The organism is Streptomyces sp. NPDC053665, assembly GCF_055585285.1.
In genome coordinates this window covers 450,054-469,521 of record NZ_JBVJKK010000001.1, presented here as the reverse complement: position 1 = coordinate 469,521, position 19,468 = coordinate 450,054, and the positions used below count along the sequence as shown (strand labels likewise).

Below are 19,468 nucleotides of genomic sequence, written 5' to 3'. Positions count from 1 at the left end.
GCGTGACGCCGGACGACCGAAGGGAGCACCTCGTGACCGACCACCGCCTCGACGCACCCGGCGAGAACGGTGAGCCCGTTCCGCGGGACATGCCGGACCAGCAGGCCGACGCCGGTGAGGACCCGTGGGAGGTCGCACCGCGCTTCTCGGCCGACGCCGACGGTGACGCCGAAGCCGACGCAGGGGCGGAAGCGGACGACGACGACCCGGCCGGCGACATCCCCGACACCGACGAGGCGGGGACGGGCCGGCAGGGGACACCCAGCTCGGGCACGGAGCAGACCGAGAACCCGGTACCCGACGAGCCCTCCGGCTGAGGCCGGGCAGGGCACCCGCCGAGGGCCGCAGCCGACTGTGGGGGTCGGCTGCGGCCCTCCACCATGCCCGGCCGCGCGGGGGTGCTCCCGGACCCGGTGCCGGGAGCCCCCCCTCCGCACTCACCCCACCTTGCGTCCCCGCAGCGGTTCCGTCCGCGCGCCCCCGCCCTGCTGCATCCCGCGCAGGAATTCCTCCAGCACCTCCGTCGCCGTGCGCCGCGGCTCCCAGCCCAGTTCCGTACGGGCCCGGGACGAGTCCATCAGGGGCAGCCGCAGCACCGCGTCGAACAGGTGCGGGGAGGCGGGCAGCAGATGCAGGCCCCACGCGGCGGCGATCGCCGAACGGGCCGCCGTGCGCGGCAGCCGCACCGGGCGCGCACCCAGCATCTCGCCCAGCAGATGCGCGTCGACCGCCGGCTCGGCCGCCAGGTTGAAGGCGCCCCGGACCTCCTGGCGCACGGCCAGCCGGTAGGCGTGCGCCGCGTCGTCGGTGTGCAGGGCCTGCATCCGGAGCCCGGGGACGTCGGGCAGGAAGGGCAGTAGGTCCGGGCGGGCCAGCGGCCCGGGCAGGAACTTGCCGCCGAAGATCCGGCGCTGCTCGCTCGCCGACTCCCACTTGAACAGGAACGCGGGCCGCATCCGCACCACGCGCGTACCGGGGTGGTCGCGCTCGAAGATGTCCAGCGCCCGCTCCAGATACGCCTTCTCCCGGCAGTACGCGGCGTCCGGCCAGCCGTGCGTGGGCCAGGACTCGTCCACCGTCCGGTCCTTCGGCCCGGGGGAGTAGGCGCCGACCGACGAGGCGTGCACCAGTGCCGGCACCCCGGCCGCCGCGACCGCCTCGAACACGCGCATGCTGCCGAGCACGTTGGTGCGCCAGGTCGTGGCCGGATCGTGCGTGGGCTGGAACGCCCAGGCCAGATGGATCACGGCGTCCGCGCCCCGGAACCGCTCGACGAGGTCGGACGTCTCGGCGGCCAGGTCGACCGCGTCCCAGTCGGTCTTCGGCGGCGACCAGTCGGGCAGCCGCCGGGCCAGCCCCAGGACGGAGCCGACCTCCGGATCCTCGGAGAGAAGACGCACCACGCTCGTGCCCACGTTGCCCGTGGCGCCCGTGACGACCACCCTCATGCCCGTTGTACTGCTCACCTCTGGCTCCTCTCGGCCCGGCGGTTGCGCGGGAGCGGACCGAGTACCCGGGTGAAGGGGATTGCACGTGGGCAGAGGGAAGCCCCGGCCGCGACGGGGGAATCACGACCGGGGCGGTATCGAGGTGGGCACGGATGGCGGTCGCCTCTCGGCGAAAGGCTCCACAGGGCTTCAGCCGAACGATCGTCCCTGTGGGCGGATGGTGAGGCCCGGGGACACTGTCCCATCCGCACCCACGTGTTGTTCAACGGCGAACCACCCCGGGGTGTTCCGCCCACGGGCCCTCTCCGCCGTGAGCTGCGTCACTGCTCCTCGGCGGCCGGAACGGTCTCCGCCCAGAGGTTCTCCGCCTGGAGCAGCAGGGTGCCCAGGACCGCCGTCTGCTCCGCGCCCTCCTCGGCGTGCCGGCGCAGCCGCTCCTGCAGTTCCTCGTGCAGTTCGCGCATCGCCTTCTCGGTCGCGTCGTCCGGGCGGCCCTCCAGACTGCCCTCGCACAGGCTCTCCGCCTGCGCGTGGCAGGCCTCCCCGATCAGCTCCAGCAGCCGCGCGTACGAGCGCAGCGCCTCGCCCTGGGGCGGGGCGGGGGTCCGGTTGTCGTCCACGGACACCGCCAGCGCCCGCGTGAGCGCGCTGACGTGCCCGGTGATCCTGCCGAGCCGCTCGTCCTCCTCCACCGGCGGCAGCGCGGCGACGTGCGGGACGCGGTGCAGGGCGCGCAGCGGCCCCGAGGTCAGGCGCAGGCTCTCCTGGCTCCAGCGGCGTGCCGACTGGAGGGCCTGCAACCGGTGGTCCAGCCCCGCCGAGGCGCTGACCCAGCCGGCGGCGGTCTGCCCGTCCCACTCGCCCTCGCGCAGGTCGCCGGCGACCGTGCACAGGACGTCCCCCACCTCACGGGCGAGCGCCGCCAGGTTCTCGCGCACGTCGCGCAGATGGATCGGCGGCAGGATCAGCGCGTTCACGGCCACGCCGATGACGGCGCCGATCGCCGCCTGGCCGACCCGGTGGCCTGCCCCGCTCAGACTCACCGTGCCCGCCGCGATCGTGAACAGGGCCGTGGTCGCCGCGTAGATGCCCTGGTCCCCGAAGCGCTGCCAGTTCGCCAGCAGCATCAGCACCGGCACGGACACGGCGATCGCGACCGTGGTGTCGCCGGTGACCGCCTGCGCCGCCGAGGCCAGCAGGGTGCCCACGACGATCGCGCCGAACTGCCGGGCGCCCTGCACCAGTGAGCTGTAGACGGTGGCCTGCACCAGCACCAGCGCCACCCACGGCGCCATCAGAGCCAGCGGATCGTCCATCCAGACACCGCCGACCAGCCAGGCGATCACCGCCGCCAGCGCGGCCTTGAGCGACTGGACGACCAGGTCCCGCTCCCGTCCGGGACCCCGCCAGGCGGCACGCATCGCGTCCCAGGCGCTGCGGGTCTCCCGCCGTACCGCCTCCACCGGCCGCACCGCGCCCACCCCGCGCTGCGGGTCGCGCATCGTCCCGCCCTGCGGCGCCGCGCCGGTGCCGGTGCCCGCCGTCCCTGCCGTGCCGTCCGCCGTACCACTGTCCCTGCCCGGGCGGACGGCCCCCGCCGTCCGCCTGAGCACACTCCTCACACGCGTCATGGCTCGTGGGTATCCGCCTGACCGGCCGTTTCACCCCGGCTCATGCGAAGGGTCCGTCGTCCAGGGCGGACAGCAGATGCGCGGGGTCGGCGTAGACCGCGTCCGCGCCGGCCTTCTCCAGGTCCGCGCGGGGAATGCCGCCGCACAGGACGCCCACGCAACGGACACCGGCCCGGCTGCCCGCGTGCATGTCCCAGACGGTGTCCCCGACGAACACGGCCCGCTCGGCCGGCACCCCGGCCAGCTCCAGCGCGTGCTCGACGGGTTCGGGGGCGGGCTTGCCCTCCTGGACGTCGTCGGCACTGGCCGTGGCCGCGATGGCCTCGTCGGCGTCGATCGCCCGGCGCAGCGCGCTGAGCTCGGCACCGCCCGCCGACGTGGCCAGCACCACCGTCCAGCCGTCGCGGTGCAGGCGCCGCAGCAGGTCCCCGGCCCGGGGGAGCGCCGGCAGCCGGGCGAAGTACTGCCCGTAGAGCGCCTTGTGCCCGGCGCTGATGTCCGCGTCCTGGTCCTTGTCCCGCTCGTCGCCCAGCAGATGGGCGACGAGGTCGGTGGACGGCAGGCCCACGGCCCGGTGGACGGCGTGCATCGGCACGTCGTGCCCGGCCTGCCGGAAAGCCTCCCACCAGGCGACGACGTGCAGATGATTGGTGTCGACCAGGGTGCCGTCGACGTCGAACACGGCAGCGCGTTCCATGAATGCGGTTCCTTCCTCTCAGCGGTGCGGGTACCACGTCAGCCCGTGGGCACGCGCCGCTCCCGCGTCCAGGCCAGCAGGTCCTCCAGGGACCACGCCGTCACCACCCGCTCGGGCGGCACCCCGCACTCCTCGGCGCGGGCGCATCCGTTGATCTGCCAGTCCAGCTGCCCGGGCGCGTGCGCGTCGGTGTCGACGGAGAACAGCACCCCCGCGTCCACGGCCCGGCGCAGCAGCCGCCGCGGCGGGTCCAGCCGCTCCGGCCTGCTGTTGATCTCCAGGGCCGTGCCCGTCTCCGCGAGGGCCGCGAACACCTCGTCCGCGTCGAACTCCGACTCCGGCCGCCCCCGACCGGTCACCAGCCGGCCCGTGCAGTGCCCGAGGACGTCCGCGTGCGGGTTCCGCACGGCGGCCACCATCCGGCGGGTCATCGCAGGGGCGTCCATGCGCAGCTTGGAGTGGACCGACACCACCACGACGTCGAGCCGCTCCAGCAGCTCCGGCTCCTGGTCGAGGGAGCCGTCCTCGAGGATGTCGCACTCGATGCCCGTCAGCAGCCGGAACGGCGCCCACCGCTCGTTCAGTTCCGCCACCACGTCGAGCTGCTCGCGCAGCCGCTCCGGCGACAGCCCGCGCGCCACGGTCAGCCGCGGCGAATGGTCGGTCAGCACCGCCCACTCGTGGCCCAGCGCCGCCGCCGCGCGGCCCATCTCCTCGATGGTGCTGCCGCCGTCGGACCAGTCCGAGTGCAGATGGCAGTCCCCGCGCAGCAGCGCCCGCAGCCGCTGTCCGCCCCGTACGGCGGGCGTCTCGTGCGCCTCGCCCTCCAGCTTCTCCAGATAGCCCGGCACCTGCCCGGCCAGCGCCTCCCGGGCCACCTGCGCGGTCTTCGGGCCCACGCCCTTCAGCCGCTCCAGGGAACCGTCCGCCGCGCGCCGGGCCACCTCGTCCTCACCGAGGTCCTTCAGCACGCGGGCCGCCGTCCGAAAGGCGCGCACCCGGTAGGTCGGCGCCAGGGACCGCTCCAGCAGGAAGGCGATCCGCTCCAGTGCCTCGACGGGGTCCATCGCCACCTCCTCCTCAAGGGTTGCCCAGCGCCCGGCGGCGCGCACGACGGACCGCGCGGTTTGCGCCGATCACTGCCGGGTACTGCAACGCCCTCGCCCGAACGAGCCGACAGGAGAGCCGTCATGCCCGCCTCCACCGCGCCACCCACCAAGGTCGCCGTGATCACCGGCGCCGACTCCGGCATCGGCCGGGCGACCGCCGTACGGCTGGCACAGGCGGGCCTGGACATCGGCATCACCTTCCACAGCGACGAGGAGGGCGCGCGGGAGACGGCCGAGGAGGTCCGGTCGCACGGACGGCGCGCCGAGGTCGCCCGGATGGACCTCACCCGGCTGCCCGAGGCGGCCGACTCCGTCGACAACCTGTGCGAGCGGCTCGGCCGCATCGACGTCCTGGTCAACAACGCGGGCACCGGCACCATGACCCCGTTCCTCGACCTGGAACTGCCCGTCGTGCGCGAGGTGCTGGACGTCGACCTCGTGGGACCGTTCCTGTGCGGGCAGAAGGCCGCCCGGCACATGATCCGGCAGGGCGACGGCGGCCGGATCGTGAACGTCACGTCCGTGCACGAGCACCAGCCCCGCGTGGGGGCCGCGCCCTACTGCGCCGCCAAGGGCGGACTCGGGCTGCTCACCCAGGTCATGGCGCTCGAACTCGCCGAGCACCACATCACCGTCAACGCCGTCGCCCCCGGCGAGATCTCCACGCCCATGACCGGGCAGGAGGACACCGACCCGCACACCGAGAGCCGCCCGGGCATCCCGCTGGGCCGGCCCGGTGACGCCCGCGAGGTCGCCGCCGTCATCGCCTTCCTGGCCGGACCCGACGCCTCGTACGTCACCGGCGCCTCCTGGAGCGTGGACGGCGGCATGCTCCGCATGGGGCCGCAGGCCGGGTCGCACCTGCCGGGCCACGACTGGCGACGCCCCTGAGCGGGGCCGCCGTGAGACTGCGCACCACTTCCAGCGACGAGCCCGGGTTCCGCCGCCTGCGCCACGGGCGGGGCTTCCGCTACCTGGACACCGAGGGCGAGCCGCTCACCGACCCCGAGCAGCTCGCCCGCGTCAAGGCCCTGGTCATCCCGCCCGCCTGGCGCGACGTGTGGATCTGCCGGCGGGCCAACGGCCACCTCCAGGCCGTCGGCACCGACGACGCCGGGCGCCGCCAGTACCTGTACCACGAGGAGTTCCGCGCCCAGCAGGAGCAGGCCAAGCACGAGCACGTCCGCCAGGTCGCGCGGACCCTGCCCGACCTGCGCGCCCGGGTCGCCGAGGACCTCGCCGGGCGCGGGCTGAGCCGGGCCCGGGTCACGGCCTGCGCCGTGCGCCTGCTGGACCTCGGCTTCTTCCGCATCGGCAGCGACCGGCACACCCGCCGAAACGGGACCTTCGGCCTGACCACGATGCTGCGCGAGCACGTCCGGTGCGGTCGCGGCGAGATCGCGTTCAGCTACCCGGCCAAGGGCGGCGTCGACCTCGTCCGGGCCCTCGTCGACGACGACGCCCACGCCGTCGTCCGGTCGCTGCTGCGCCGCCGGCAGGACGGGGAGCGGCTGCTGGCGTACTGGGAGGCACGTGCCTGGCACGAGCTGCACAGCAGCGATCTGAACGAGGCGCTGCGCCGGCTGTCCGGGGTCGACATCACCGCCAAGGACTTCCGGACCTGGCACGCCACCGTGCTCGCCGCCGTCGCGCTGGCCGTCACCACCGAGGCCGTCCGGCAGACGGCCGCGGCGCGGCGCCGGCAGACGGCGCGGGTGGTCCGCGAGGTCAGCCACTACCTGGGCAACACCCCGGCCGTCTGCCGGGCCTCCTACATCGACCCGCGCGTCTTCGAGCTGTTCGAGCAGGGGGAGACCATCGCGCCCGCGCTCACCCGGCTGGGGGAGCACGGCGACTTCGGGCGCCCCGCCACCCAGGGAGCCGTGGAGGCGGCCGTCCTGGAGCTCCTCGACCGCTGACCCGGACCCGCGCCGCGGCCGGTTCCGCTCTACGCTCGATGCATGACCGAAATCTCGAGCCCGCACATGGCGACCCCCCGGATCATGGTGCTCGGGGTACAGCCGGGCACGCCGCCGTTCCGGATCGTGGAGATCGACGGCCAGGTCGTCGGTGAGGCCAAGGCCGTCACCGACGTCCTGATGGCCGCCGCCGCGTTCGGCATCACGGTCCACGACCTGGACGACCCGGACGTGGTCCGCTGGGTCGGCGGCGACAAGTTCACCTGGACCGTGCGCTAGGACCTGCCGTCCGGATCGTCCCGGCGTCGCGGGGCGGGCCGGTCGACCGGAGCCGGGCGACCGCAGCCGGGCCGTGCGGCCGGTCCGGTCCGGACGACAGGCCCCGGCCGCGACGGGCCGGCCCTAGACCTTCTCGGCCGCTTCCCGCTTCCGCGCCGCGGCCGCGCGCGGCTTGCGCGCGTGCACCGCCCGGCTGAGCCGCCGCCCCAGGAGCAGGTAACCGATCAGCGCGCCCGTGGTGTTGAGGATGACGTCGTCGATGTCGAAGGCGCGGCCGGTGACCAGGGCGCCCTGGGCGAACTCCACCAGGAGCATCACGACCGCGGTCAGCAGCAGCACGCGCAGGATGCCGCGGGTGCGGGGGGCGACGACGGGGACGAGGATGCCGAAGGGGACGCCGAGCAGGATGTTGCCGCCGACCTGCCGGACGGCGTCCCGCAGTTCGGGCTGGTTGAGGTAGGCCTTCAAGGAGTCGCCCGGCTGGAGGTTGGTGTGGGTCAGCGCCTCCGAGGCGGGCGAGGGCTGCAGGGTCAGCCGGGCCAGCACCACGGCGAAGGCCACCATGAACACGAAGGCGCACAGCACGGCCAGCAGCCGGACGGGCAGGGGGAGCGGGCGTCGCTCGGTCCCGGACCCGGCGGTCGGGGGGTGTGAGGCGGTACCGGCCATGACGTCGTCCTCCAGTCTTCAACTTCCGTATGTGACGCGGCGGTTACCCCGGGGAACCCAGGGGTTGCCCGCCGGCGGCCGTCCTCACCCTCGGTTGCCCCGGGTTCCGCGGAGCACTCCAGGGAGGGTCCGCCGAGCCGCTGCGGGCCCCCGCGGCGGCGCCCGCGCGGGCATGACGGGGGCCCGCCCGGCACGCGGTCGCGCCGTGCGGGCCCCGCAGAGGTGGCGGCGGCGGTCAGTCGCCGTACGTGACGCGCACGTCCTTGAAGCCCAGGGACCGCAGCAGGCCTTCGAGCATGCCGGTGGTGTTCGCCTCGGCGCGGGCGGTCAGTTCGCTTTCCTTCGCCGCGTCGCCGATGTGCCGCACGGCGAGCTTCTGCACGGCCTGCTCGCCGTTGGGATTGTCCGAGAAGAGATCACCGAGCCGGTCGAAGAGGCCGCGCTGCTTGGACACGGCGTAGGACCGGTCGGGGTCGAGCGCCGGCTTGCCCAGCCGGGCGTGGGGCAGCCGGAGCGTGGCGGACGTGCGGTCCTCGTCGACCCGGACGTCGTTCTCGCCGACCTGGCCCAGGTCGACGTAGGCGTCGACGGTGCCGGCCCCGACGTACAGGGTGCGGGTGCCGCGGATCGCGTCGGGCAGCAACTTCGTGTCCTTCTCCAGGTCCACGACGACCTGGAAGTTGCCGGAGGCGGCGTCGTAGCGGCTGATGTCCTGGATCGACTTCAGCAGCGCGGGGCCGGACCGGTCGTGGGTCTCGCTGCCGAACAGGTCCTTCAGTCCCGGCAGCACACTGAGCCGGAGCCCGGCGAAGAACACCACGAGCACCAGCACGAACGCGGTCACCACTTTCGCCCAGCCGGGCATGCGCCTGTCGCGGCGCTTGACGGGAGTCGTCATGCGACGGCCCTCCTTCCTACCGTCCGGATGCCCGCCACGCCCCCTGTCAGACAGCCGAGTTGGGGACGGGCCGGGCCGGTGGACGGCGGGGTATCACACCGGGCCGGAGGTGGCCTCGGACCGGTGCAGTGCCGCGTCCAGCGTGGGGTGCGGCGGCAGCAGCCGGGACAGGCCGGTGATCCGCAGGACGCGCAGGGTCAGCGGGTGGGCGCAGACCAGGAGAAGCCGGCCCTGCCGGTCGAGGACCCGGCTGCGGGCCCGGTACAGCAGGCGCAGTCCCGAGCAGTCGAAGAACTCGATCCGGCTGAGGTCGAGGACGACCCGGGCTCCGGGGCGGTCGGTCTCCCGGTCCAGATGCGGGGTGATTTCCGCGGCCGCGGCGAGGTCGATCTCGCCCCGGAGTTCCAGCACCGTGTGCCCCCGTTCCCGGCGGACGCGCAAGTGACGGGTGAGCGGTGCAGGTTCCTGCCGCACGACGAGATCGCCTCCAGCCTGCTCCGTGCGTGGGAAGGGGGTACGGCACCACGTCCGTCCCCGCCCTGCAAGTTACCCCCGAACGAGTGAATCTGAGCATGTTCGATTGACATATGTCATTGAATTCAGGCCGTGTTGGCAGAAGTTCACGCCGGGACGCACGCGGGCGCGAGCGCGGGCGCGAGGCAGGAAGCGCGCGCGGATGCGCCCGGGACGAGCCGGGGATTCGCCCGGGATGCGGGCGGGGTGAGCCCGGGATGCGGGCGGGATGCGCGCGGGACACACGGCACACCGGCCGGGCTGCGCAGCCCGGCCGGTGTGCCGCCCCTCCGTCACCGTGCTCAGTCGTTCACCAGGACGAGCTTCCCGGTGGTCCGGCCGGTGTCACCCAGCTCGTGCGCCCGAGCCGCCGCGGACAGCGGGAACGTGCCGGCGACAGTGGCGCGCAGCTTGCCCGTCCGCAGCAGGTCCGCGACCGCCTCCATGCCGCCGCGGTCGGCGTCCACCAGCATGCGCAGGGCGCGCACGCCGAGCCGCCCGGCCTCCTCGTACAGCTCGTCCGAGCCGCCCGGGAGGATCGACACCAGGACGCCGCCGGGCCGCAGCACGCGCAGGGAGCGCAGGGCGTTGTCCCCGCCGATCGTGTCCAGCACGACGTCGACGTCCTTGACGACCTCGGTGAAGTCCGTCTCGCGGTAGTCCACCGCCTCGTCCACGCCGATCTCACGCAGGAAGTCGTGCTTGCCGGCGCTCGCCGTGCCGATGACGTAGGCGCCGCGCGCCTTGGCGATCTGCACCGCCACGTGCCCCACACCGCCCGCCGCGGCGTGGATCAGCACCCGCTGCCCCGGCTGGAGGCCGGCGTGCTCGGTCAGCGCCTGCCAGGCGGTCAGGGAGACCAGCGGCAGCGCGCCCGCCTGCACGTGGTCGACGCCGTCCGGCTTGCGGGTGAGGGCGCGCACCGGGGCGATGACGTACTCGGCGTGCGAACCGTGACCGAAGGGGTAGGGCAGCATGCCGAAGACCTCGTCCCCGGGCGCGAACGCCGCCACGCCGATGCCGACGGCCTCCACCACGCCCGAGACGTCCCAGCCGAGGACGAAGGGCGGCCGGCCCAGGAATCCGCCGGTGGCGCGGTGCTTCCAGTCGGTCGGGTTGACCCCGGCGGCCCGCACCCGGACCAGTACCTCGTTCGGCTTGGGCTCCGGGCGCTCGATCTCCACGTCCTTCAGGACCTCGGGGCCGCCGAGGACGTCCTGGCTGATGGCTCGCATCGTGTTCTGTGTGCTCATGGTCATCAAGCGTGCCGGTCCGCGCACGGTCCGCCAATGGCACGATTGCCAACCTTCGATAGAATCGTGCCATGCGACGTGAGCGAGTGGTGGTCCTGGCCCTGGACGGGGTCTATCCCTTCGAGCTGGGCATCCCCAGCCGGATCCTGGGCGCGGCCGACGGCCGCTACGACGTGCTGACCTGCTCGGTCGACGGCGGCCCCGTACGCACCAACGCGGACTTCGGGGTGACCGTGGAGCACGGCCCGGAGGCCCTGGCCACCGCCGACACGGTGGTGATCGCGCCCGTCGCGCCCGACCGGCTGAGCGACGAGGTCCCCGCGAAGGTCCTGGCCGCGCTCGCCCTCATCCGCCCCGGCACGCGCATCGTCTCGATCTGCACGGGCGCCTTCGTCCTCGCCGCCGCCGGTCTCCTCGACGGGCGCCGGGCGACCACCCACTGGCAGGTCGCCGACCACTTCCGGCGGATGTTCCCCTACGTCGACCTCGACCCGGACGTGCTGTTCGTCGACGACCACCCGTTCCTCACCTCCGCCGGAGCCGCCTCGGGCGTGGACGTCTGCCTGCACCTCGTCCGCAAGGACCACGGCAGCGAACTGGCCAACAGCGTCGCCCGGCGCTGCGTCGTCCCGCCCTTCCGGGACGGCGGCCAGGCCCAGTACATCGAGCAGCCCGTCCCCGAGCAGGGCGCCGCGAGCACCGCGGCCACCCGCGCCTGGGCCCTCGAGCGGCTGGACGACCCGCTCACCCTGGCCGACCTCGCGGGTCACGCCCGGATGAGCCTGCGCACCTTCGCCCGCCGGTTCCACGACGAGGTGGGCCTCAGCCCCGGCCGCTGGCTGATCCAGCAGCGCGTGTCCCGGGCCCGCCACCTGCTGGAGTCCAGCGACCTCACGGTGGACCAGATCGCCGGCCGGGTCGGCTTCGCGACGGGGGCGTCGCTGCGTCAGCACCTGCACGCGGCCATCGGGGTGTCGCCGCAGGCGTACCGGCGCACGTTCCAGACCGCCGCCCGGGGTTGAGGACCGACTGATTCGGCCGGGCCGGGATATCCGCACAACAGGGGCCGGGGACACGACCGTTCCGCGGCCAGGATCCTGCGGAGGAGACATGGCACTGGTGAAAGCGGGGGTCCTCGTGCTCGACTGCGCCGAGCCCGAGAAACTCGCCGTGTTCTACAAGGAACTGCTCGAAGGGGAGGAGTCGGACGCGACGGCGAACCGGGTGGAGATCAAGACGGCCGACGGTTTCCGGATCGCGCTGCGCCGGGACGTCAACGCCACTCCGCCGAGCTGGCCGCGCCCCGAGAACTCCCTCCAGGCGCATCTGGAGTTCGTGGTGGACGACCTCGACGCGGTGGAGCGCCGCGTCGTCAGTCTCGGGGGGCGCCCCCTGGAGGCCAAGGACGCCTCGGGCCCGCTGGAGGAGCGCGGCTACTCCGATCCGGCAGGCCACTCCTTCACCCTGCGCCGCACCCCGCCGACGGCACCCAAGCAGGGCTGAGCCCGGCCGATCGCCCTCCCCGCGCGCACGGGTGCCATGAGGCTCCCGCCGCCCCGCACACGACTCGGTCCCGCCCGGTGGAGAACCGGGCGGGGCCGAGCCGCCGTGGGTCCGGCGGGGCCGGGTGTCCTCAGTCCCGTCCGCCCTTCTCGCCGACCGGCCAGGTGCCGGTCGAGCGCTCGATCGCCTTCGCACCCGCACGGTCCACCGCGCTGCGCACCACCGCGAAGATGGCGCCCTGGATCGCGGCGGCCATCAGGACCTCGCCCCAGCCGCGGTCCTTGTCCAGCGCGTCGGGGGCGTCCTCCTCGTGGCGGATCGCCATCCACGTCTTGCGGAAGGCGAGGCCGGCCAGCCAGCCGCCCGACCAGCCGAGCACGAACCCCAGGGGCTGGTAGGCGAGGGACATCTTCTTCTTCTTGGCCATCGGGCAGTCTCCTTGGTTGCTTCGGTTGCTTCGGTCGTGTCGGTCGCGTCGGTCGTTGGGAAAGGGAAGGGGAGGTGACGGTCCGTCAGGGGGTGTGCGCCGCCGGGACGCGCTCCTCGGCGCGGACGGGACCGGGCGGGGTGCCGTCGCCGAAGGGACGGCCGCCGAGCTCCGCACGGTGGTGCGGGGTCAGCCATCCGGACAGGTCCGGTCCGAGCGGCACCACCCGGGTCGGGTTGATGCCCGTGTGCACCTGGTAGTAGTGCCGCTTGATGTGGTCGAAGTCGACGGTGTCGCCGAACCCCGGCGTCTGGTACAGGTCGCGCGCGTACCCCCACAGCACCCGGTTCTCCGCCAGCTTCCAGAGGTTGCACTTGAAGTGGCCGTGGTACACCGCGTCGAACCGGACCAGGGTGGTGAACAGCCGGATGTCCGCCTCGGTGATGGTGTCGCCGACGAGGTAGCGCTGCCGTTCCAGCCGCTCGGCGAGCCGTTCCAGACGCCGGAACACAGCCGTGCAGGCGGCCTCGTAGTCCTCCTGGGTGTGGGCGAAACCGGCGCGGTAGACGCCGTTGTTGACGTCCTCGTAGACGTCCGCCATCACCTCGTCGATCTCGTCGCGCAGCCCGTCCGGGTACAGGTCCGGAGCGCCCTCGCGGTGCAGGGCCGTCCACTCGGTCGCGAGGTCGAGCGTGAGCTGCTGGTAGTCGTTGGTGACCAGCTCGCCGCTGGGCACGTCCACGATCGCCGGCACGCTGACACCGCCCGGATAGCCGGTCTCGCGGGCGTCGTAGGCCTCGCTCAGGTAGCGGATGCCGAGGACCGGGTCACGGCCCTCCGCGTCCAGGGTGAAACGCCAGCTGCGGTCGTCCTGGATCGGGTCGGTCACGGCCAGGGACAGCGCGTCCTCCAGGCCGAGCAGCCGACGCGAGACCAGCGACCGGCTCGCCCAGGGGCAGGCCCGGCTGACGACCAGACGGTAGCGTCCGGCCTCCACCGGCCAGCCGTCCCGGCCGTCGGCCGTGATCCGGTCGGCGAAATGCGCCTTGGACCGCTTGAACGCCTTCCTCCCGTAGGCGCTGTTGCCGCCGTCGCCGTCGCCGTCGTCGCGGCTCATGGGGGTGACCTCCTCTGCCGTGCGTGGATCCTGGTGAACGCGTTCCCCGTTTTGCGCGGACGGCACGGTATGAGCACCGCCGACCGGGGCAATCGGCGGAGGTGACTGAAGAAGGAGCTGACCACAGGACTCGCGTCACCGTGCTGGTGGCGCTCGCAGCCAACCTGGTGATCGCGGCCGCGAAGGCCGTCGGCGGCCTCGCCGCGGGTTCACCCGCACTGCTGTCGGAGGCGGCGCACTCCGTCGCCGACAGCCTCAACGAGGTGTTCCTGCTCGCGGCCCTGCGCCGCAGCCGCCGGCCCGCCGACCGCCGCCATCCCTTCGGCTACGGCAAGGAACGGTTCTTCTGGTCGCTGCTGGCGGCCGTGGGGATCTTCGTGATGGGAGGCTGCTTCTCGTTCTTCCAGGGCGTCGAGGCCCTGCTGAACGAAGGCGAGGAGGACCTCGGCGGCTACGTGGCGGGTCTGATCGTGCTGGGCATCGCCCTGCTGGCGGAGGGCGGTTCACTCCTGCGGGCGCTGTACCAGGTGCGCCGGCAGGGCGGAGCGGCCGCCGGGATGCGCGACCCGGCGCTGCGCACGGTCGTCGCCGAGGACGGCACCGCGGTGCTGGGCGTGACACTGGCCATCATCGGCATGGCCCTGCACATGGCCACCGGCGAGGTGATCTACGAGGCGTCCGCGTCCCTGGCGATCGGCGGGCTGCTGGTGTACGTCGCCTACCGGCTGGGCCGTGACGCGCGCGACCAGCTGATCGGCGAGGCGGCCGACCCGGAGGCCAGCGGACGGATCCAGGCACTGCTGCAGGCCCAGCCGGAGATCGACAGCGTCGAGGCGCTGTTCACGATGAAGACCGGCCTGGACACGGCTCTGGTGGCCGCCCGTATCGACCTGGTGCCGGGCCTGGACAGCGAGCGGGTCGAGGAGGTCTCCGTGCGCATCAAGCGCTCGATCGCGAACACGGTGCCCGAGGCCCACCAGATCTTCCTGGACGTCACCGACCGGCCGGCTCGCGAGGCGGCGGAAAGCCCCGCCGCGACGGGGGAGCGCGGCGGGGCCTGACGGACGCATGCCCCGCCGCCGCGGATTCACGCCCCTGAAGGCGGAACGTCCCCGGGCCGGCCGCGCTCACGGCGCGGCCGGCCCTTCGTGCGGGCCCTGGGCCCGCCCTCCCGCGGGGGCCGGGGCTCAGCCCGCCTCGGCCGGTTCCAGGACGAACACCGGGATCTCCCGGTCCGTCTTCCTCTGGTAGTCGGCGTAGGCGGGGTACGCCGCGACGGCGCGCTCCCACCACTCGGCCTTCTCGGCACCCGTGACCTCACGGGCCGTCATGTCCCGCTTCACCGGACCGTCCTGCACCTCCACCTGCGGGTGGGACCTCAGGTTGAAGTACCAGACCGGATGCTTGGGCGAGCCGCCGAGGGAGGCGACCGCCGCGTAACGCCCCTCGTGCTCCACGCGCATCACCGGGGTCTTGCGCAGCTTGCCGCTCCGGGCGCCCCGGGAGGTCAGGACCACGACCGGCAGTCCCGTCCCCTGCAGGGTCGTCCCCTCGGTGCCGCCGGAGCTCTCGTACAGCTCCACCTGCTTGCGCACCCACTCCGTCGGACTGGGTTCGTACTCTCCCTCGAGAGGCATGGCGTGTCGTCCCATCGTCGTGTGCCGGGCTGTTGCACCGAAGACAACACCACCCCGGACGCACATCATCCGCAACCACGGGGGGTGTGTCCGGACGCGCGCACTCACCCCGGCGCGACCGCCATCCGCAGGGCCAGGGCCGTCATCACCCCGCTCGCCACCCATGCCGTCGCCAGGCGCCCCCGACGACCCGTCAGCGCCCGGCCCAGCAGCGCGCCGCCGCCGGCCAGCACCACCTGCCAGCTCGCCGAGGCGGCGAACGCGGCCAGGACGAACACGGCCTGCTCCGCCGGACCGGCCGGTCCGGTCGCCCGCGTGCCGAGCACCAGGGCGGCGAAGTAGATCACAGTGGTCGGGTTGAGCAGGGTGATGCCGAGCAGGCCGAGGTAGGCCCGGGCCGGGCCCGGGGGAGGAGGAGCGGACCGGGTGGCGAGCCGGTGGCCGCGGTACTCCCGCAGCGCGCCGGCCGCGCCCCGTACGGCCAGCGCCAGCAGCACCACGACGCAGACCCACCGCAGCGGGCCGAGCACCGGCCGCAGCGCGGTCGCCAGGGCGGTGCCCCCGAGCGTCGCGGCGAGGGCGTAGAGCCCGTCGGCGGTGGCGACGCCGAGTGCGGCGCAGACCCCGGTGCGCAGGGTCGTCCGGGCGGTGAGGGAGACGAGGTAGGTCCCGACGGCGCCGACGGGGACGGCGATGCCGAAGCCGGCGAGCAACCCCGCGACGAGCGCGGCGGTCACGAGCGCGGCGGGGTCGGCCCTTCACGGTGGCCGGCCTGCTGCTGTCGGCGCGCGGCGCGGGCGGCGACGGACAGCGGCAGCACAGGAGCGTTCGTAGACATGGCTGGATCCTGGGGCCTGCCCCACCTCGCCGACAACCGGTTTTCGCCCCGGCTCGGCGGTCCTCCGCCCCTGCCGGGCCCGGGCGCGCCCCGCCGGCCCGCGCACGCACCCGGCCGTCGAACGGACGGACGGCCATCCCCGGCCATGTTGCCGCCGTGGGCGATCTGGCCGAACTTCCCGTCGCCCCATAGGTGCCTGAGGCATCTAATGAGGAGCGGCACCACGCACTACACGTCTGCGAGGTCTTCATGACGGACACGACCGCACCCGTCGCCTTCCCCCAGAGCCGGACCTGCCCCTACCACCCGCCCGCCGCCTACGACGCGCTGCGCGCCGAACGGCCCCTGACCCGGATCACCCTCTACGACGGCCGCGAGGCCTGGCTCGTCACCGGGCACGCCACCGCCCGCGCCCTGCTGGCCGACCCGAGGCTGTCGTCCGACCGCGACCGCCCCGGCTTCCCCGCCACCACCCGGCGCTTCGCCGGGATCCGCAACCGCCGCCCGGCACTGCTGGGCGTCGACGACCCCGAGCACCGCGCCCAGCGGCGCATGGTCGTCGGCGACTTCACGTTCAAGAAGGCCGTCGAACTGCGGCCGCGCATCCAGCAGATCGTCGACGAGCGGCTCGACGCGATGATCGCCCAGGGACCGCCGGCCGACCTGGTCGGCGCCTTCGCCCTGCCCGTGCCGTCCATGGTGATCTGCGCCCTGCTCGGCGTCCCGTACGCCGACCACGACTTCTTCGAGACCCAGTCCCGCCGGTTGCTGCGCGGCCCGGAGACCGCCGACGTGATGGACGCCCGCGACCGGCTGGAGGCCTACTTCGGCCGGCTGATCGAGCGCAAGCGACGCGAGCCCGGCACCGGCCTGCTGGACGACCTGGTGCGACGGCAGCTGCACGACGGCGCCCTGGACCGGGAGGGGCTGACCGCCATGGCCCTCATCCTGCTGGTCGCGGGTCACGAGACGACCGCCAACATGATCTCGCTGGGCACCTTCACGCTGCTCCGGCACCCCGAGCGGCTGGCCGAACTGCGCGCCGACCCGGAGCTGCTGCCGGACGCGGTCGAGGAGCTCATGCGGATGCTGTCGATCGCGGACGGCATGCTGCGCGTGGCCGTCGAGGACATCGACGTGGCCGGGACGACGATCCGGCGCGGCGAGGGCGTGGTGTTCGCGACCTCGGTCATCAACCGCGACGAGACCGTGTATCCGGACCCGGACGCCCTCGACTGGAACCGCTCCGCCCGGCACCACGTCGCGTTCGGCTTCGGCATCCACCAGTGCCTCGGCCAGAACCTCGCCCGCGCGGAGCTGGAGATCGCCCTGCGCAGCCTCTTCGAGCGGCTGCCCGGGCTGCGGCTGGCCGCGCCGCCCGAGGAGATCCCCTTCAAGCCCGGCGACACGATCCAGGGGATGCTGGAACTCCCCGTGACCTGGTAGGGGGTGCGTGCCCGTGGACATCGACATCGACCGGGACCGCTGCATCGGCGCGGGCCAGTGCGCCCTGACGGCGCCGGACGTCTTCACCCAGGACGACGAGGGCTACAGCACGCTGCGGCCCGGCCGGGAGGACGGCGGCGGCAGTCCCCTGGTGCGGGAGGCCGCCCGGGCCTGCCCGGTCGGTGCCATCACCGTCTCCCAGCCGGTCGCCTGAGCGGGCCGGCCACCCCCTAGGGTGTGCGGGATGACCGAACAGGTTCCCGCCCGCGCACCCTTCCTCTACGTCGTCGTCTGCGCCGCCGGTGTCGCCTCCGGGGTCGGCAAGCTGATCACCGCGGCGCAGGAGCGGGGCTGGGAGGTCGGTGTCATCGCCACACCCGTGGCGATGAACGGCTTCTTCGACACCGGTGCCGTCGCGTCCCTGACCGGCCGGCCCATCCGGTCGGCCTGGCGCACCCCGGGCGAGCCGCGCCCGTTCCCGGCCCCCGACGCCGTCGTGGTGGCACCCGCCACCTTCAACACCGTCAACAAGTGGGCGGCCGGTCTGGCCGACACCCTCGCCCTGGGCACGTTGTGCGAGGCGGCCGGGCTCGGCGTGCCCATCGCGGTCCTGCCGTGTGTGGCCGGTGCGCTGGCCGCCCACCCGGCCTACGCGGAGAGCCTCCGGCGGCTGCGCGGCATGGGGGTGCGGTTCGGTGAGCCGTACACCGGGGAGCCGCGCGAGGACGGCGGCCGGGCGGAGTTCGGCTGGGAGCGGGCACTGGACCTGCTGGCGGGCGACTGAGTCCGGCCGCGGGCGGACACGGCACGTGCGGCGCACGACCGGGCCCCGCGCGGCGCCGGCCGCGGCCCGCCGGGCCCGGCTTCGAGTCCGCACGAACCCGTACGCTCGCGGTGACCCCTTCCCGGAAGGCAGGAGCAGCAGCGATGCAGTACGTGAAGCTCGGTTCGACGGGCCTGGACGTCTCACGGATCTGTCTGGGATGCATGACCTACGGCCTGCCCGACCGCGGCACGCACGAGTGGACCCTGGACGAGGACGCCTCCCGCCCGCTGATCCGGCAGGCGGTCGAGCAGGGCATCACCTTCTTCGACACGGCGAACGTCTACTCCGACGGCACCAGCGAGGAGATCGTCGGCCGGGCCCTGCGCGACTTCGCCCGGCGCGACGAGATCGTCCTCGCCACCAAGGTGCACGGCCGGATGCGGCCCGGGCCGAACGGCGGCGGACTGTCCCGCAAGGCGATCCTCACCGAGCTCGACCACAGCCTCGCCCGGCTCGGCACCGACTACGTCGACCTCTACCAGATCCACCGCTTCGACCCGCACACCCCGGTCGAGGAGACCATGGAGGCCCTGCACGATGTCGTCAAGGCAGGCAAGGTCCGCTACATCGGGGCCAGTTCGATGTACGCCTGGCAGTTCTCCAAGATGCAGTACACCGCGCGGCTGAACGGCTGGACGCGGTTCGTCTCCATGCAGAACCACTACAACCTGCTCTACCGCGAGGAGGAGCGCGAGATGCTGCCCCTGTGCGCGGACCAGGGCGTGGGGGTGCTGCCCTGGAGCCCGCTGGCCCGAGGCCGGCTCACCCGCGACTGGGGCACCACCACCGGGCGCAGCGCCACCGACACCTTCGGCAGCACCCTCTACCCGGAGGGCGACCGCGCCATCGTCGAGGCGGTCACCCGCATCGCCGGTGAGCGGGGCGTCCCCCGCGCCCAGGTCGCCCTCGCCTGGCTCCTCGCCCAGGACACCGTGACCGCCCCGATCGTCGGAGCCTCCAAGCCGGAGCACCTGCGCGACGCGGTGGCCGCCGTGGACCTCGAACTCGGCGAGAAGGAGCGCGAGGAACTGGAGGGCCCCTACACGCCGCATCCGGTCGCCGGGCACTGACACCGCATCCGGTCGCCGGGCACTGACACCGCGTCGGCGGGGCCCCGGCCGGGCATCCGGCGGGGCCCCGCCGGCCGCATTCCTGGGCGGGCCGGTTGCCCAAAGGTCGAACAGGGCGGGTGGGAAGGCCTTTTCCGCGCACAGGTGGGGGCGTGAGCCGGCGGGGCCACGGCGGCCAATGGTTTTTC

23 protein-coding genes are annotated in these 19,468 nt (G+C 73.7%); 11 read left to right on the top strand and 12 right to left on the bottom strand.

The window, feature by feature from the left end; translation table 11 throughout:
* The first annotated feature begins 32 nt into the window (after positions 1 to 32).
* Positions 33 to 317, top strand: a complete 285-nt coding sequence (locus ACZ6ZN_RS01995; protein WP_469642356.1) for a hypothetical protein — start codon at positions 33 to 35, stop codon at positions 315 to 317.
* Between the two features lie 120 nt (positions 318 to 437).
* Here ACZ6ZN_RS01995 and ACZ6ZN_RS01990 read toward each other — a convergent pair whose 3' ends face one another.
* The 4 genes from ACZ6ZN_RS01990 to ACZ6ZN_RS01975 form a co-directional block, all read right to left on the bottom strand.
* A complete protein-coding gene (locus ACZ6ZN_RS01990) occupies positions 438 to 1,466 on the bottom strand; it encodes an SDR family oxidoreductase (protein ID WP_469642354.1) in 1,029 nt (342 codons plus the stop codon).
* Between the two features lie 302 nt (positions 1,467 to 1,768).
* Positions 1,769 to 2,950 carry an FUSC family protein gene (locus tag ACZ6ZN_RS01985; protein WP_469643921.1) on the bottom strand — a complete coding sequence of 394 codons (1,182 nt, stop codon included), beginning with the start codon at positions 2,948 to 2,950 and terminating at the stop codon, positions 1,769 to 1,771.
* A gap of 169 nt (positions 2,951 to 3,119) precedes the next feature.
* Complete coding sequence (locus tag ACZ6ZN_RS01980; protein ID WP_469642352.1) at positions 3,120 to 3,776, bottom strand: HAD family hydrolase; 657 nt, start codon at positions 3,774 to 3,776, stop codon at positions 3,120 to 3,122.
* A gap of 38 nt (positions 3,777 to 3,814) precedes the next feature.
* Positions 3,815 to 4,843: a PHP domain-containing protein gene (locus ACZ6ZN_RS01975; RefSeq protein WP_469642350.1), complete on the bottom strand. Its 1,029-nt coding sequence runs from the start codon at positions 4,841 to 4,843 to the stop codon at positions 3,815 to 3,817.
* Positions 4,844 to 4,966: 123 nt separating this feature from the next.
* On the opposite strand from ACZ6ZN_RS01975, the gene ACZ6ZN_RS01970 reads away from it, so the two are divergent.
* The 3 genes from ACZ6ZN_RS01970 to ACZ6ZN_RS01960 are packed head-to-tail and all read left to right on the top strand — an operon-like array spanning position 4,967 to position 7,083.
* Complete coding sequence (locus ACZ6ZN_RS01970) at positions 4,967 to 5,776, top strand: SDR family oxidoreductase (RefSeq protein WP_469642348.1); 810 nt, start codon at positions 4,967 to 4,969, stop codon at positions 5,774 to 5,776.
* 11 nt (positions 5,777 to 5,787) lie between these two features.
* Positions 5,788 to 6,804, top strand: coding sequence for a DNA topoisomerase IB (locus ACZ6ZN_RS01965; protein ID WP_469642346.1), 1,017 nt, complete (start codon positions 5,788 to 5,790; stop codon positions 6,802 to 6,804).
* Between the two features lie 42 nt (positions 6,805 to 6,846).
* Positions 6,847 to 7,083: a hypothetical protein gene (locus ACZ6ZN_RS01960; RefSeq protein WP_398107535.1), complete on the top strand. Its 237-nt coding sequence runs from the start codon at positions 6,847 to 6,849 to the stop codon at positions 7,081 to 7,083.
* 123 nt (positions 7,084 to 7,206) lie between these two features.
* Here ACZ6ZN_RS01960 and ACZ6ZN_RS01955 read toward each other — a convergent pair whose 3' ends face one another.
* The 4 genes from ACZ6ZN_RS01955 to ACZ6ZN_RS01940 form a co-directional block, all read right to left on the bottom strand.
* Positions 7,207 to 7,752 carry a VanZ family protein gene (locus ACZ6ZN_RS01955; RefSeq protein ID WP_451877603.1) on the bottom strand — a complete coding sequence of 182 codons (546 nt, stop codon included), beginning with the start codon at positions 7,750 to 7,752 and terminating at the stop codon, positions 7,207 to 7,209.
* A 235-nt stretch (positions 7,753 to 7,987) separates the two neighbouring features.
* Positions 7,988 to 8,650, bottom strand: coding sequence for a DUF4230 domain-containing protein (locus ACZ6ZN_RS01950; RefSeq protein ID WP_469642343.1), 663 nt, complete (start codon positions 8,648 to 8,650; stop codon positions 7,988 to 7,990).
* Positions 8,651 to 8,743: 93 nt separating this feature from the next.
* The gene (locus ACZ6ZN_RS01945; RefSeq protein ID WP_451877601.1) at positions 8,744 to 9,124 is read right to left on the bottom strand and encodes an anti-sigma factor antagonist; all 381 of its coding nucleotides are present in this window, start codon (positions 9,122 to 9,124) and stop codon (positions 8,744 to 8,746) included.
* A 341-nt stretch (positions 9,125 to 9,465) separates the two neighbouring features.
* Positions 9,466 to 10,416: an NADP-dependent oxidoreductase gene (locus ACZ6ZN_RS01940; protein ID WP_469642341.1), complete on the bottom strand. Its 951-nt coding sequence runs from the start codon at positions 10,414 to 10,416 to the stop codon at positions 9,466 to 9,468.
* Positions 10,417 to 10,487: 71 nt separating this feature from the next.
* On the opposite strand from ACZ6ZN_RS01940, the gene ACZ6ZN_RS01935 reads away from it, so the two are divergent.
* Together ACZ6ZN_RS01935 and ACZ6ZN_RS01930 are read left to right on the top strand one after the other, a co-directional pair.
* Entirely contained in the window at positions 10,488 to 11,438 is a 951-nt protein-coding gene (locus ACZ6ZN_RS01935) for a GlxA family transcriptional regulator (RefSeq protein ID WP_469642339.1), read from the top strand.
* Positions 11,439 to 11,526: 88 nt separating this feature from the next.
* Positions 11,527 to 11,919 carry a VOC family protein gene (locus tag ACZ6ZN_RS01930; protein WP_369192811.1) on the top strand — a complete coding sequence of 131 codons (393 nt, stop codon included), beginning with the start codon at positions 11,527 to 11,529 and terminating at the stop codon, positions 11,917 to 11,919.
* A gap of 130 nt (positions 11,920 to 12,049) precedes the next feature.
* On the opposite strand, the gene ACZ6ZN_RS01925 is transcribed toward ACZ6ZN_RS01930, so the two are convergent.
* Complete coding sequence (locus ACZ6ZN_RS01925; RefSeq protein ID WP_142156611.1) at positions 12,050 to 12,346, bottom strand: DUF4235 domain-containing protein; 297 nt, start codon at positions 12,344 to 12,346, stop codon at positions 12,050 to 12,052.
* 85 nt (positions 12,347 to 12,431) lie between these two features.
* Positions 12,432 to 13,463: a glutathione S-transferase family protein gene (locus tag ACZ6ZN_RS01920; protein ID WP_469642335.1), complete on the bottom strand. Its 1,032-nt coding sequence runs from the start codon at positions 13,461 to 13,463 to the stop codon at positions 12,432 to 12,434.
* A gap of 140 nt (positions 13,464 to 13,603) precedes the next feature.
* On the opposite strand from ACZ6ZN_RS01920, the gene ACZ6ZN_RS01915 reads away from it, so the two are divergent.
* Positions 13,604 to 14,524 (top strand): cation diffusion facilitator family transporter, encoded by a 921-nt coding sequence (locus ACZ6ZN_RS01915; RefSeq protein ID WP_469642333.1) that lies wholly within the window; start codon positions 13,604 to 13,606, stop codon positions 14,522 to 14,524.
* Between the two features lie 126 nt (positions 14,525 to 14,650).
* Here ACZ6ZN_RS01915 and ACZ6ZN_RS01910 read toward each other — a convergent pair whose 3' ends face one another.
* Complete coding sequence (locus tag ACZ6ZN_RS01910) at positions 14,651 to 15,100, bottom strand: nitroreductase family deazaflavin-dependent oxidoreductase (RefSeq protein WP_398107527.1); 450 nt, start codon at positions 15,098 to 15,100, stop codon at positions 14,651 to 14,653.
* A 104-nt stretch (positions 15,101 to 15,204) separates the two neighbouring features.
* Positions 15,205 to 15,837, bottom strand: coding sequence for a LysE family transporter (locus tag ACZ6ZN_RS01905; RefSeq protein WP_398107526.1), 633 nt, complete (start codon positions 15,835 to 15,837; stop codon positions 15,205 to 15,207).
* A gap of 350 nt (positions 15,838 to 16,187) precedes the next feature.
* Here ACZ6ZN_RS01905 and ACZ6ZN_RS01900 point away from each other — a divergent pair, with 350 nt between their 5' ends.
* From ACZ6ZN_RS01900 to ACZ6ZN_RS01885, 4 genes are all read left to right on the top strand, one after another.
* Positions 16,188 to 17,384, top strand: a complete 1,197-nt coding sequence (locus tag ACZ6ZN_RS01900; RefSeq protein ID WP_469642330.1) for a cytochrome P450 — start codon at positions 16,188 to 16,190, stop codon at positions 17,382 to 17,384.
* Between the two features lie 13 nt (positions 17,385 to 17,397).
* Positions 17,398 to 17,598 (top strand): ferredoxin, encoded by a 201-nt coding sequence (locus tag ACZ6ZN_RS01895; protein ID WP_469642328.1) that lies wholly within the window; start codon positions 17,398 to 17,400, stop codon positions 17,596 to 17,598.
* A 30-nt stretch (positions 17,599 to 17,628) separates the two neighbouring features.
* Positions 17,629 to 18,168, top strand: a complete 540-nt coding sequence (locus ACZ6ZN_RS01890) for a flavoprotein (RefSeq protein WP_469642326.1) — start codon at positions 17,629 to 17,631, stop codon at positions 18,166 to 18,168.
* Between the two features lie 143 nt (positions 18,169 to 18,311).
* Entirely contained in the window at positions 18,312 to 19,280 is a 969-nt protein-coding gene (locus ACZ6ZN_RS01885; protein WP_451879381.1) for an aldo/keto reductase, read from the top strand.
* Positions 19,281 to 19,468: the final 188 nt, after the last annotated feature.